This is a genomic window from Chryseobacterium sp. CFS15 (assembly GCF_031118795.1).
GTDB classification, from domain to species: Bacteria; Bacteroidota; Bacteroidia; order Flavobacteriales; family Weeksellaceae; genus Chryseobacterium; species Chryseobacterium indoltheticum.
Genome location: NZ_JAVHYL010000002.1, coordinates 40,975 through 55,318 on the forward strand (window position 1 = coordinate 40,975; position 14,344 = coordinate 55,318).

The 14,344-nt window shown below is 35.3% G+C and carries 12 protein-coding genes and 1 pseudogene; 3 read left to right on the plus strand and 10 right to left on the minus strand.

Annotated features, from left to right (window positions below):
* Positions 1-6 precede the first annotated feature (6 nt).
* The 3 genes from OH814_RS02990 to OH814_RS03000 all read left to right on the plus strand — a co-directional run bounded on the left by OH814_RS02990 (position 7) and on the right by OH814_RS03000 (position 2,447).
* Positions 7-675 (plus strand): hypothetical protein, encoded by a 669-nt coding sequence (locus OH814_RS02990; RefSeq protein ID WP_308827032.1) that lies wholly within the window; start codon positions 7-9, stop codon positions 673-675.
* Positions 676-690: 15 nt separating this feature from the next.
* Positions 691-1,254 (plus strand): elongation factor P, encoded by a 564-nt coding sequence (gene efp / locus OH814_RS02995; protein ID WP_066678330.1) that lies wholly within the window; start codon positions 691-693, stop codon positions 1,252-1,254.
* Positions 1,255-1,544: 290 nt separating this feature from the next.
* A complete protein-coding gene (locus tag OH814_RS03000) occupies positions 1,545-2,447 on the plus strand; it encodes an LpxD N-terminal domain-containing protein (protein ID WP_308827033.1) in 903 nt (300 codons plus the stop codon).
* 350 nt (positions 2,448-2,797) lie between these two features.
* Here OH814_RS03000 and OH814_RS03005 read toward each other — a convergent pair.
* The 10 genes and pseudogenes from OH814_RS03005 to OH814_RS03040 form a co-directional block, all read right to left on the minus strand.
* Positions 2,798-3,259, minus strand: a pseudogene (locus OH814_RS03005) (RHS repeat-associated core domain-containing protein); the annotation flags it as partial.
* A 315-nt stretch (positions 3,260-3,574) separates the two neighbouring features.
* Complete coding sequence (locus OH814_RS03010) at positions 3,575-4,075, minus strand: hypothetical protein (RefSeq protein ID WP_308827035.1); 501 nt, start codon at positions 4,073-4,075, stop codon at positions 3,575-3,577.
* 16 nt (positions 4,076-4,091) lie between these two features.
* Positions 4,092-5,012, minus strand: a complete 921-nt coding sequence (locus OH814_RS20585; protein WP_374990544.1) for a hypothetical protein — start codon at positions 5,010-5,012, stop codon at positions 4,092-4,094.
* Positions 4,982-5,113, minus strand: a complete 132-nt coding sequence (locus OH814_RS20590) for a hypothetical protein (protein ID WP_374990545.1) — start codon at positions 5,111-5,113, stop codon at positions 4,982-4,984. Before OH814_RS20590 ends, OH814_RS20585 begins: the two co-directional genes overlap by 31 nt.
* A 177-nt stretch (positions 5,114-5,290) precedes the next feature.
* On the minus strand, positions 5,291-5,680 hold the full coding sequence (locus OH814_RS03020; RefSeq protein ID WP_308827036.1) for a hypothetical protein: 390 nt from the start codon (positions 5,678-5,680) through the stop codon (positions 5,291-5,293).
* 31 nt (positions 5,681-5,711) lie between these two features.
* A complete protein-coding gene (locus tag OH814_RS20595) occupies positions 5,712-6,599 on the minus strand; it encodes a hypothetical protein (RefSeq protein ID WP_374990546.1) in 888 nt (295 codons plus the stop codon).
* A 17-nt stretch (positions 6,600-6,616) separates the two neighbouring features.
* Positions 6,617-6,748 (minus strand): hypothetical protein, encoded by a 132-nt coding sequence (locus tag OH814_RS20600; RefSeq protein WP_374990547.1) that lies wholly within the window; start codon positions 6,746-6,748, stop codon positions 6,617-6,619.
* Between the two features lie 557 nt (positions 6,749-7,305).
* A complete protein-coding gene (locus OH814_RS03030) occupies positions 7,306-7,656 on the minus strand; it encodes an enoyl-CoA hydratase (protein WP_308827037.1) in 351 nt (116 codons plus the stop codon).
* Between the two features lie 14 nt (positions 7,657-7,670).
* Positions 7,671-11,390, minus strand: coding sequence for a DUF6443 domain-containing protein (locus tag OH814_RS03035; RefSeq protein ID WP_308827038.1), 3,720 nt, complete (start codon positions 11,388-11,390; stop codon positions 7,671-7,673).
* A 132-nt stretch (positions 11,391-11,522) separates the two neighbouring features.
* On the minus strand, positions 11,523-14,342 hold the full coding sequence (locus OH814_RS03040) for an RHS repeat domain-containing protein (RefSeq protein ID WP_308827039.1): 2,820 nt from the start codon (positions 14,340-14,342) through the stop codon (positions 11,523-11,525).
* Positions 14,343-14,344 lie beyond the last annotated feature (2 nt).

Genomic DNA, 14,344 nt, shown 5'->3' on the forward strand with positions numbered 1-14,344 from the left:
TTTAAGATGATGAAAGCTTTAGTTTTGGTTTTTACAGCTTTATCAGCATTTGTTTTTGCTCAGAATGAAAAATTAAAAGATGTAGAATTCTATTATGGTTTTACGGATTACAAAAGCAGAAATTTATCAAAGTCTGATGTTTATGCCGAAATCAAAAGCCAAAATGAAAACTATGTTCAGATTTCATCTTTTAGATTTACAGATACAGATAAAAAAGCGAGGAAAGAGAATAGGGCTTGGCTTATGAAATATAATGATAAATTATATTTTAATATGACCTATGCAGCTTATATTTTCTCCTATGATACTTTTTGTAAAGTTGATATTATCGGAAAAAAATTCATTTTGTTGTATTTAGATGAAATTAAAGACAAAAAAGCAATCTCCTATAATAATACGAATTCTGGAGGCGTTTTGACAGAAGTTATATTCAATACGAAGCCAAAATTTTCTTGGAAAGATAAAAAAGGAAATTCCTATAAGGTACTTTTAATAGATATTGATAAATCAAACAATACAAGTGATGACAGAGATGTAAGCTTTGGACATATTGTTGATACAAAGAAAATTTTAAAGATTACAAATAATGATCCTGAAGTTATTTCTAAATTGAAGAATGATCAATACTATTTAGAAGATATTATAGCTTTGGTGAACGACGAAAATAATAAATAACATACATAAAAATTAATGGCAACAAGTAACGATATCAGAAAAGGTCTTTGCATCGAATTCAGCAATGATATTTTCAAAATTATTGAGTTTCTTCACGTAAAACCAGGGAAAGGTCCTGCTTTCGTAAGAACAAAAATGAAATCAGTAACCAACGGAAAAGTTCTTGATAACACTTTCTCTGCAGGGCACAAAATTGATGAGGTAAAGGTAATCACGAGAAAATTCCAATATCTTTATGATGACGAGAATGGTTTCCACTTTATGAATAACGAAGATTTCTCTCAGTTATATTTAAACAAAGAAATGATTGAAAACTCAAACTTGATGAAAGCAGGTGAAGAAGTGACGATCATCTTGAAAGAAGCTGACGAAACTCCGCTTTCTGCCGAGCTTCCACAATCAGTTTATTTGGAAGTTATAGAAGCTGATCCGGGAGTGAAAGGAAATACCGCTACCAATGCCCTGAAAAACGCAATCGTTGAAACAGGAGCTCGAGTAATGGTTCCTTTGTTTATCGAGCCGGGTGACAAAATCAAAGTAAGCACAGAAGATGGTTCTTACTTAGAAAGAGTAAAATAAATATTGCAGAAAGCTGGAAGCGTGAAGTTTTCAGCTTTCTTATTATAAAAGCTTTTTGGCGATGTTCAAGAGCCTTTTTTATCTTTTATGGCAGCTTTTTCCGCCCTCCGTTCCCGCTTTTTTGCCTCCGCTTCGCTTCGGCAAAAAGAGCTCCACTCAGGTCGGGCTGCAATGTAGACAGAAAAATAAAATTTGTCAGAACATCAGATTTTGACGAAATTAAAAGATCAAAAACCGTGTCAAGGTTTCAAACCTTGACACGGTTGAAAATTAAAACATCATTTAAAAATATGACGTTTCATCAGCCACAACAACTTAAAACCATTGCAGATCTCATCGGAGCAAAATTTATTGGCTCCGGAGATTTCGAAGTTTTGGGAACAAATGAAATTCACAGAGTAAAATCTGGTGAAATTGTATTCGTGAACCACCCCAAATATTACGATAAAGCTTTAAATTCTGCAGCAACCATTATCTTAATAGATAAAGAAGTAGACTGCCCGGAAGGCAAGGCGCTTTTGATTTCGGATGATCCCTTCAGGGATTTTAATAAGATCAATACCCATTTTACAAGAATTTACAATTTTACAGAAACCCTTCATGATGTTGAAATTGGCGAGGGTACAAAAATTCATCCTTCAGCAGTTTTAGGAAACAATATTACTATCGGAAAAAATACTTTGATTTTTCCAAACGTTGTGATTGGCGACAGAACGGTGATTGGCGATAATGTTGTTATTCAATCCAACACTGTTGTGGGTGGTGATGCATTTTATTACAGAAAACTCAACGGGAATTTCGACCGCCTAATCTCTGTAGGAAATGTAATTATCGAAAACAATGTAGAAATAGGCAACGGTTGTACCATCGATAGGGGAGTGACAGATTCTACGATCATTGGTGAAGGTTCAGTTCTAGATAATCAAATTCAGATTGGTCATGATACCGTGATTGGTAAAAGATGCCTCATTGCATCTCAGGTTGGCATTGCAGGATGCTGTATCATTGGTGATGAAGTCACTTTGTGGGGGCAGGCTGGTATTGCTTCCGGAAATACCATTGAAAGCGGATCTGTAATTTTAGGCAAAACAGGGGTCAACAGAGATCTTAAAAAAGGAACTTATATCGGAATGTTTGCCGAAGATTTTAAAACCTATCTGAAGAAAGAGGTGAAGTTGAGAAATATGGAATAAAGGTAAATTTAAAAATATTGCTGCGCTTCAGTTCTGTTTTCGTATACAAAAGAGAACATTAGATAAAGAAAAACCCTCGCATTTTGCGAGGGTTTTGTTTATATGCCACACGATAAAATCGGTAGCGGGGTAGCTTTCTCCACCATTTAAAAAATTCTGCAATACATTATAAGCTTCCTGTCCTTTATATGTGTCTGCTCCATTACCACCAGCACCATCATACATAAAACCCATTTCGTAATATTTATATCCGCCAAAAGAGCCATTTCCATAAATGTTTGTATTGATGTCAAAATCATCATTGAAAGCAGAATTGCTGCCATAAAAATCCTTCGGGTTTAAGTAGCGTTTCCATCCCTATCGATAAAATTAACAGGGTTGTCGAAGGCGTAATTATTGGGAGAGTATCTTCTCATATCCTCTGCCATAGGATCTACAACGCCCCATCTACCAATATCCGGCATATACATTCTTGCTCCATAATCATACATTCCCGTTTCTTGCAATTCCTTGCCGTTGTATTTATATTGGTAAGCATTCTGCGTAGTTGCTGTATAATTATGCATTAACCCAAAAGGATAGTAATTATTAACTTCTACTATTTCCCCAGGTTTCCAAATGCTTATACAATTAGGCGGAAAAAAGGGATTCCAAGGTTCATCACATTGCTGAGAAAAATATTGTCTCGGCTGAACGAAACCATCTTTATTGGTATCACTGTAGCTTAACCTAACATTTCCTAAATGATCTTTATAATTGTATATATACTGATTCGTCAACACATCAAAATAACCTTCCGAAGTAGGAATAATCCTCAGTTTCATTACTGCAACCTCATTAGGATAACTACAAAGTCTCCTCCAAGGGGATCCTTCTGATGGCTTAGTAGATTTATACTGAAAACCATCCAGATAATTGGTTTCTATATCTCCAAAGAGCTTCTTTACTTTTGTTCCGTCTGCACGGTAAACATTTTGGGCTAGCTGTGCATTCTGGTTAATCTGGTTCGGTAAATTTAAATTAGGATATTGAAGATTCAATATCCTAATTTTTCAAAGATTACTTCAATTTAAAATTATAAGAAGTATAAAGTTTTTGCCTTAAAAAAACAACAATAATTCCACAATCTACTTATTATTTAAAACAGAGCTTGATAAAGGAATTTTTTTATTCTTTTTTGTATATAACTCATCTAATTTATACTTTGCATTTATATCTCCTTTTTCATATGCTTTTAATAAATAAAATAGTGCTTCATTTTTATCGGATTGTGATAGATATCCATTCCTTTTATCTAATATATTTAAAATGGTATAAGTATCAAAATAAGCTCTAGTATAATTATTTCTTTTTGCCATTTTTATTGAATAATATAAAAATTCTTGAGAGTGCTCAGAAATAATAAAATCTTTATATGCTTCTTGATAAGATATTGTGTCCCCATTAATAATTGCATTATCTAATAATTTTTTTATTCTTTTTCTATTTTGATAATTTTCCATATAAGGATTAGAGTCTTTTACAATTGTATCCATTGGAGTTGTTGTTGTTGTTATTTCATCATCATTTTTTTTAAAACATGAAAGTAAAATAGCTGTAGAGCATAGTATTAATAACGTTTTTTTCATAAATAATTATTTAAATTTAAAATCCTCCTGAAGTAGGATATGCTTTATTTTGTAATAGTTTAAATTGATGATAATAAGTTCTATTTATCTCTTTTCCATTTTTATAATATACAGCTGTTCCTAAATCATCTAGGGAATCAAGAGCATTATTTATACCTTTAATAGTATTTTTCCCTGTTATTAAATCCCATCCAACACTAATATATCCGTCAAAACCTATAACTGTAGTATTTGGATGTTTTTGAGAAATTTTTCTTGCCATAGAAATTTCCCCATTTAATTCACTTGCTGATAAGCAGGTATATAATATTAAAGTACTATGAGACAGCTTATCTACATTTTTCCAATTACTGTTCTTGCTATTCATATGTAAATCAAATTGCTCAGCAGTTACAATGGTTTTATTCCCATTAAACATGTAGCCAACATTTCCATGACCAAAAACTCTAAAAACACCATCATTGTTCGTAAAATTAAATTTCTTACTAACTTCTTTAAAAAGATTATGAAATATATACTCATCAGACTTTCCGAAAAAATTTACAGGATCTTCACCGATAAGTTTAGTACTATTCAAATAATTTTGCATCCAAGGACTCAATGAGTTTTCTCCACCATTTAAAAAATTCTGCAATACATCATAAGCTTCCTGTCCTTTATATGTGTCTGCTCCATTTCCACCACTTCCATCATACATAAAACCCATTTCGTAATATTTATAACCACCAAAAGATCCATTCCCATAAATGGTTGTATTGGGGTCAAAATCATCATTGAAAGCAGAATTGCTGCCATAAAAATCCTTCGGGTTGTAAGGAGCGTTTCCATCCGGATCTATAAAATTAACCGGGTTATCGAATGCATAATTATATGGTGAATACCTTCTCATAACTTCTGCCATAGGATCTACAACGCCCCATCTTCCAATAATCGGCACGTAGATCTTGCACCATAATCGTACATTCCTGTTTCTTGGAGTTCCTTGTCATTGTACTTATATTGTTTAGCATTCTGAGTAGTTGCTGTATAATTATGCATCAACCCAAAAGGATAGTAATTGTTTTCTTCAAGAACTTCTGCGCTGTTTCTTTATGAAACTTATTTATAGAATTAGGGTATTGAAATCTCAATACCCTAATTCTATAAATATTACCTCAATTTAGGAGTATAAGAAGTATAAAGTTTCTGTCCTAAAAAAAGATAGCAACTCCATTATTAGTCATAATCATATTTTAGTACAAAAACCCAAAACAAAATACACAAGAAAACAAATCCCAAGACAATTCTTCTGGATTCTTTTACAGCTTTTTTATCATCATAAAAAGTATTGATTTTATCTGTTAAATCATAATCGCCTATTAACCAAGAATCAAAATATATATGACCATATGCAATTCCTATTAATATAAGATACATCCATTTTCCAATTTCAAATTTATTTCCAAAAAAAATAACTCCTGGAAAAATCAATAAAAAAGCTAGAACTCCCGAAAGAGTCATACTTGAATAAAAATTTTTATTTTTATGTTCTTTATAATAGTAATGTGTTTGTAAATAACATTCATAATAGGCATAGAAATAAGCATTCTTTAGTTTGTTTTTCATAATTATTTAAGGATTTAATAAAATCAATTCTTTATTCTGGATCACCCCACGTCCAGATATTCCAGTAATTTACATTGCTATTATCAATCAACAAAGAAGCTGCTGGTCCCGAATAAGGCACAAAACCTGCTCCAAAACTAACAATTCCTCTGGAAATATAACCCGGATGATGAGTTTCTCTGAATTGTTCAAATGAAATAAATAATCCTAATTGTCCAATTCCTTTTACTACTTTGGAATTATTTAGTGCGTTTATTCCTTTGACATTGTTCATAAACTTTCTGCCAGAAATATATTTGTTACCATTCAAATATCCATTGCTCCTATATAAGTTATAAGTTTTAAAAATATTGGATGTTTTTATCATCTTACCTGAGCTCACTAAATTATTAGAAATATTAGCAGTGGTTCCCAAAGTAAGTCCGATTCCATTTGTTGCGTAAGATTGCGTCGTACTTGCATTATTTAGCAACCCCCAATAATCCAGATAATAATCGTCCCCTGTAACTTTCACGCTACGCATTATTCCTACATTTCCTTGGCCGTACATTTCATCACCTATTCTGTAACCGCTTTCGCTAGCGTCTCCTTCCCACCATTTTACATATCCATTTTTAAATGATATTCCACTTACACTTCCACCATTTAGAAAATAATTGTACATCGAACCGGCAGCATTTCCTGTAAAAGTGTAACCGCCACCATTACCTCCAGCACCATTATAATTAAACCCCATTTCGTAATATTTATAACCACCAAAAGAGCCATTTCCGTAAATGGTTGTATTGGGGTCAAAATCATTACTGAAAGCAGAATTGCTGCCATAAAAATCCTTCGGGTTGTAAGGAGCATTTCCATCTGGATCTATGAAGTTGATAGGATTATCAAAAGCATAATTATAAGGTGAATGTCTTCTCATATCTTCCGCTAATGGATCTACAACACCCCACTTCCAATATCAGGCATGTAGAATCTTGCACCATAATCATATTGACCAGTTTCCTGAAGTTCCTTGCCATTGTATTTATATTGGTAAGCATTCTGAGTAGTTGCTGTATAATTATGCATTAACCCAAAAGGATAGTAATTATTAACTTCAACTATTTCCCCAGGTTTCCAAATGCTTATACAATTAGGCGGAAAAAAGGGATTCCAAGGTTCATCACATTGCTGAGAAAAATATTGTCTCGGCTGAATGAAACCATCTTTATTGGTATCACTGTAGCTTAACCTAACATTTCCTAAATGATCAGTAAAATTGTATATACTGATTCGTCAACACATCAAAATATCCTTCCGAAGTAGGGATGATTCCGAGTTTCAGATAATTGGTTTCTATATCTCCAAAGCTTCTTTACTTTTGTTCCGTCTGCACGGTAAACATAATTGGTCACCTGCGCATTTTCGGTGATTTGCTTCGGTAAATTTAAATAATTATACTAAATAAATTATTGCGTCGTCACATTTAGAATAAGAATAATCATCTACCTTCATATTTATACTTTTTACCTATAAAAATAAAACGAGCAACCATTTAGATTACTCGTTTTTTGAATTGTTTTTTATTTCATTTCTTTAATATATAATTAAGAGGCAATCAACATATTTGAAACATTACCGGTAATTTAAATTATAATATTTCCATTATCATCAACTTCACTTTCTAAATATCCAATTATTTTATCATAAAGTGTACTTAAATAAAACACTCCGTAATATTTTTCATTTAAAATGCTTACAAATCTTAATTTATTTTCAGAATAATTTTCTAATCCTAAAATTAAATTATCAATTTTCTGCGCTAATTTTTGATTCTGATTTTTAGTTGCGGTATATCTTCTAATTTTGTATATTCCAATTAAATTTTCTTTTTCAAAATTATTACTCTCACTAATCTTAATATCATAATCTTCAATATTGTCCAAAAATTTTCTTTCATTTTTGATTAATTTAAAGATATCTTTTGTTATTGGCATAATCTATTTTTTTATTAAGGTGAAACATATTGAACTTTTGCTCCAAAAGTAACTCCAGGAACAAGCCATTCTGCTTCTCCTAAGCTAAAGGGGTTTGGAACAGCTTGTCCAACTCTAAATGTTTTAGACAATATAATACCATGGACTCCATTTTCATAAAATGCATTACCTGTTGCGAAATCTCTTGCAACACTTTTACTACTACTCCAACTAGTCCAAATAGAATAATTATCTCCTCCAGAATGTAATTCCATATCACGGTGTGGACCCCATGTTGTCGCAACTTGTCTAAAGCCGTTTGGTATAGCAATACCTTGCATTGCTTCAAAGTACATTGAACCTTTAGCTTTTGATGAAATACCTCTATATAAAGTTATAGTTTTTTGAGGTTCACCCGTTATTGTTATTGGTATATCCTTAGGTATATCTATTGTCCATTTTGTAGTAGGTGCTCCCACCATAATAGGACTAAAAACGGCTCCTACCGTCAACACTGTAGTCGATGTTACTGCTGCAAGTGTAGCTTCTAAGCCAGCAACTGTTTCTGCTACTACACCATCGGAAATTAGAGGTCCTACCTGGATAGGCGTACTAATTACCCCGGCTGTTCCTAATGCTGCCGCTGCTGATTCTTTCTTCTTACCACCAAAAATACCACTAAAGAAGTTTCCAACTTTTTGCCAAAAACTAGATTTGGGATCTCTAGTTCCGTTGCTGCCACCTCCATCATACATAAAACCCATTTCGTAATATTTATATCCACCAAAAGAGCCATTTCCGTAAATGGTTGTATTGGGGTCAAAATCATCACTAAAAGCAGAATTACTGCCATAAAAATCCTTCGGGTTGTAAGGTGCATTTCCATCCGGATCTATAAAATTAATAGGATTATCAAAAGCATAATTATAAGGTGAATACCTTCTCATAACTTCTGCCAATGGATCTACAATACCCCATCTACCAATATCGGGCATATACATTCTTGCGCCATAATCATACATTCCGTTCTCCTGCAGCTCCTTCCCGTTATACTTGTATTGGTAGGCATTCTGCGTAGTTGTGGTATAATTATGCATTAACCCAAAAGGATAGTAATTATTAACTTCAACTATTTCCCCAGGTTTCCAAATGCTTATACAATTAGGCGGAAAAAAGGGATTCCAAGGTTCATCACATTGCTGAGAAAAATATTGTCTCGGCTGTATAATCCCATCCTTATTGGAATCGCTATAACTTAACCTTACGTTTCCTAAATGATCAGTATAATTGTATATATATTGATTCGTTAACACATCAAAATATCCTTCCGAAGTAGGGATGATCCTTAGTTTCATTACTGCCACTTCATTAGGATCTATAACTACAAGCCCACCATCGGATGATCCTTCTGATGGCTTAGTAGATTTATACTGAAAACCATCCAGATAATTGGTTTCTATATCTCCAAAGAGCTTCTTTACTTTTGTTCCGTCTGCACGGTAAACATAATTGGTCACCTGTGCATTTTCGGTAATCTGCTTCGGTAAATTTAAATAATTATACTGAATTGATGAAATCCCTTTATCCATATGGGTTTTCATATTACCGTTATCATCATAGGTGATGGTATTAGGAACAGTTAAGAACGGGTATCCCGAAGGGTTTTGTTGTTCGTCAGTCACTTTGATCAGCCTGTTTCCTGTGTAATCATACTTCAGATTGTCGATAACGGTAGCTATTGAAGCTCCTGCAAGCATGCCTTCAGATCTTTTCAGGTGCATCATATTTCCATTCAGATCATAATCTGCTATTTCGAAATATTCTTTCCCGGTTTCATTTCCTGCTTTCTGATAAAAGCCTGCTGAAAGCCTGTTGAGCGTATCATACGAATATCCGTATCGTTTGAGAGGCTCGTTTTCCTGCGTGGATGTTTTCCAGTCTACCTCTACAATGCTGCCATTGTATTTAGGCTTTACCATAAGCCCCGGATAATCGGTATTGGGGGTCTGCAGACCTTCTACCGTATTGTATTTTACCCTATAGGCAAAAAGGTCAGTTCCCAGATTATCGGGATCATTCACTGCAGTGAGCCATCCCCGCATGTTATAGCTGTAGTCTACAGTCTGCAGTGGCAGATTGATGGCAGTTCCGCCTACTTTTTTGGTCTTCAGCTGCGAGAGCTCATTGTATTCATTTCTTGTCAGAATTTCTTCAGGCTGAGCATCGATCTGATGTTTCTGCACCAGTAATCTGCCCTGGTTATCGTAGTCAAAAGTTTGCGTAATCAATTTTTCGGGATCAGCAGAAAGTCTTTTATGTTGCACAATGCTGCGTTTTAGAAGACCACCAAAATCGATCTCAGATAATGTTTTGCTATACCCTCCCAAATGGTTGATACTGTGGCTACCGACAGGTCTTGCCTGATTGTCATACCAAAGAAAAGTTTTTGTCCAGCCGTTATCTTCGATGTTTTTTACGTAAGAAGCAGTTGCCATCCCCTGTGTAGTGACTACAGCTCCGGCCGCGTTGTTCAATACTTTCTGATCCTGATTGATGATGTAATCAGGAATGTTTACGTCAGCCGGAAGAGGCGGGTAGGTATCATAATAATTGACGCTGAGAATAGTCATACTTCCCGTAGGGAAAGCTTCTTTGGTGTAATAGATTTCTGTTCCGTTCTGTATGATAGGAGTTGTACTTCTTTTTTCATTATTTCCGGCATTGGCACTCATATTATCCAGTGCATTCTGCATAGTCTGGCGTGTTGCAGTATTGGCAAAAAAACCGGTATATACAGCTCTTCCGTACTGATCATATTTAGTAAACATCCATCCGCGGGTTCCAAAGCTGTTATTTGTGGTTCTTAATACTGCATCCTGTGAGAGTACAGGTCTGTTTTGTTTATCGTACACGATATATTCCCATCCTTTTCCGGGTAGCTTTTTTTCTACCATACGATTCCAGCCATCGTAGCGGTACTGATAACATAAGTTGTCGAGTACCGTTTCAGAAAGTACCGTATTGACAGCCATCGGTGGGATTACATAGACGAGCTGGCTGTATTCATTGTAAACGTAATAGGTATCCGTAACCAATGCTGTTCCCACGCCTTTTCTGGTCAGCACAACCTGCCCTTCCTTGTTTTTGTATTGCACCGAGGTATTTTGATCTTCATCGGTTACGGTATTTTTGATAAGGATGCCTCCTGCATACGTTCCGTTCTCAGAAGGTACAGCTTCTGTTCTGCCTTCCAGCCACGAACTGATCACTGTATATTTTTTAACTTCTCCTGTTGTATTGGTATTATACTGTACCGTCGAGGGATGGCTTTGCCAGTCTTGTCCCGGTGCTATATTCCCCAGCACTCTTGAGAGCGGAGAATTTTCGAGCACCGAATGAGAAAAAGGGCGGTTATCTCCATAGACCGTTACGGCGTTGGTTTTTACGGCTGCTGTATCCTGAACGGCGCCGTTTAGGGTACTCATCGGTACAGGATACCAGCTGTCTACGGTTCTTCCGTGGCTGTCATAAGGGATATGCTGCACCATATCTTTTCCTGTAGGTGATGCTTTGATGCTGACTGCCTGAAAAGGTCTTCCGAAACTGTCGAAATATTGAACATTTTCCGAAACCTTGGTACAGTCTCCATTGAGGCATGTTTTGCTGTAAATATAATTTTCTGTGGCGGTAAGGTTGCCCTGTGCAGAAACTGCCGCTGCAACCCATAGCCCGAATATGCTTAAAATCTTTTTCATGTTGGTATGTTTTAACATAGGTTGATAACAAATTGCCGGATGCTTAGTTCTTGGTGAAACCTAAGCATTGATGCCGGATGTGAACAGAGATCCTGCTCGCTGTTGATCAATCCGCTGTTTTTGTTATCCGATTTAATTTTTGTAGTGATACTGGTATTCTTTGAGCTTTTTAACAACGGTATTTCCGGCGACATCTTTTTCAGCTTTTTTTATTGTTTTCAGCCTTCCTGCATCATCATACTCATAAATCTCACGCTGTCCGTTTGCTGAAGTCATGGTTGTGAGTCCTTGTAAAGGATTGTAGGTATATGTGGTGATCTGATAATTAGCCATTGAGCTATCTTTCCGAAGGTTATCCAATGCATTGATAAGATTGTTTTCCGTGGCAGGGTCAACGTTGTCAAAGTTCGAAGCATTGACGGCAGCAGTCACCAGAGAGTTGTTTATTGCATCATTATATGTTGCACCTTCAATTTTGGCAATGACCTGGGTCTTATCGTATCCAAAGATAAATGCCACCGGTTTTCCTGCTTCAGAAGATATTTGTACCGGATTGCCACGGTGATCATAAACATCCATTTTTACAGTTGCCCTCATGCTGCCGTCCGCAATATTGGCAGAATAAACCGAGGTCGGCAGAAGTGATAGGTTGTCGTATTTTGTAACTGTTTTTGAAATGATTTTCCCATTCTTTTTTTCTTCTGTAATGACCGGAATCCCGGTAATATTAGCAGTTACTAAGTGTGCATACTCAGGTTGTGTGGTTACGTAAGTAAGAAATCGCTCAGAAACATCTCCGTCTGCCGTATTTTTCACATAATAAGGCTTAAGATTAGAGATTCCGATAAGTGTTTCTGAAGCTGCTTCCAGAGTTCCTCCTCCCGGATAGAAAGCTTTGCTTACTGACCCTGTTTTTTTGATATAAGCCGTTTTAGATTTAATCTTGCTTGATATGCTGAAATCATATTCTTCATTGAAATAATGATCAAGCTCGTAGGTATATGTCTCTGAGTTCAAAAGTATATTTTGCTCATCATAGATTTCCTTTTTTTTCATCAGCCCCTGTTTGGTTATATTGTAGTAAGGCCAGAAATACGAAGATTCCCACGAAGTTCCTCCCGTTTGCTGTTTGGGATAATCATCTGGATTTTCGAAGGTATAGCGTGTAGAGCCAAGACCAGCTTCAGAGACTTTTACATTTTTATATAAAATGTAGGTGTCATTTCCTCCTTCTTCGTTTTCAAATACATATCCACTGGCACTGTTGACCTTATCAAAAGCATCGTAATGATACTCTACGGTTCTTTGAGGTGTTGTATCGTTGATTCCGGCATAAGATTTAATATATTTCAGTCTTGAATTTCCACCTTTTATTGCATTTCTGTAGGGCTGCGGAAGGAATTTGGTTTCGCTTACAGAGTATGTTCCTGTACCACTGACATAGGGATCATAAACAGCAGTTAATGTATAGTTTCCGGGATACAATGCAAAAACATATGATCCAGTGTAATCAGTAATATTATCTCGAATAATCTCAGACCCTTTTTTCAAAACAAATTTTAGATTTTGTGGTGGTATAGGTGGCTTTGGAGTACCCGGCAGAGTATCATCGGGAAAAGGAGGACGTACCCAACTCGATTTTTTCTGGATATTTAAATATAATACATATCTTTTTTTCTTGGCGAAATTTCCAGGTATAGTGAAATTAAAATCATTTGATTGTTGTGTATTTACAGTATTATTAATAATACTTTCCATATATTGGATTTTATCATTATATTCTGTACTTTCCTCTATACTGGAAAGATATGCCGGATCATTAAAATCAAAAAAAAGTTCCCCTTGTTCATATTCATATTGGGTAAATGCTCCCTGAGGAGATATTATTTTTTCTAAGTGTGATACTCCGTTATACACAAAGCTTGTACGTTCTGTTTTATTTCCGTTTTTATCTCTTTTTTCGATGTAGTTTAATATTCTTCTTCTCTTAAGAACTTCTGCAGGTAAAGCAGATATTTCAGAATTGAAGACATAGCTAGAAATGGTTTCCCCTGAAGGATTTTTTAGAGTTAGGCTCTGTAAATTATAAGGATCATTAACAGATTTTTCAAGTGCTTCATCGTAAATATGGTTTAAAATTATTTCACCTTTTCTGCTTTTAAGACTTTTGAGACGATACATTTCATACAGGCGAATATTTACTGAGTATTTATCCTTTTTCTCATAAGTAAAACTGATTAGTGACACCCCTGAAGGATTCTTAATTTCTGTCAGCATATACGCTGAATTGTATTCTGCACCGAAAAACTCATCGGCAAATTTATACCGATGCACATTTACTGTGTTGAAGAAATATTGATATCCCTGATCGTCTGTAAGGGTGAAATTTTTAATCTTAAGCGTTGCGGTAATAGTGTTATCTCTTTCATAGCTGATCTTCATGTTATCTGCTGTAGTTTTCAGCAGTGAAAAAGTATTGTTGACAATATCCCTTTTAATGGTAAATTTTCCGGAATAGCCGGGAAGATTGTAATAATAAATATCATCAAACTCGTTTTTGATATAATTTGGAGCTGATGCATTATTATAAGACTCATCGGCAAGATCACCCATTACTTTTTTGTAAATCACTCCGCCTGCACTAAAAGACCATCCGGCGCCCACATCTGATACGCGATCATTATCTTTGGTAAGGCTATTATAACTCAATCCCAATGGATAGCTGAAATTTCCTGCATTCCCTGGCAGTTCGAGCAAAGGAATCTGTATAGATGGCTGACCTGTCTGTACAGAAACGGGAGCATCAGAATATTTTGACATAGATGCCATAGAAGGCGAAGCAATTGGGGTTGTTACATAGTCGCCCACGCTTGACTGCGCATAAATACTTTCTTTTCCATAGATGCAAAATAGCAACAGCAGTATTATTTTAATATATTTATTTTTCTTCATGT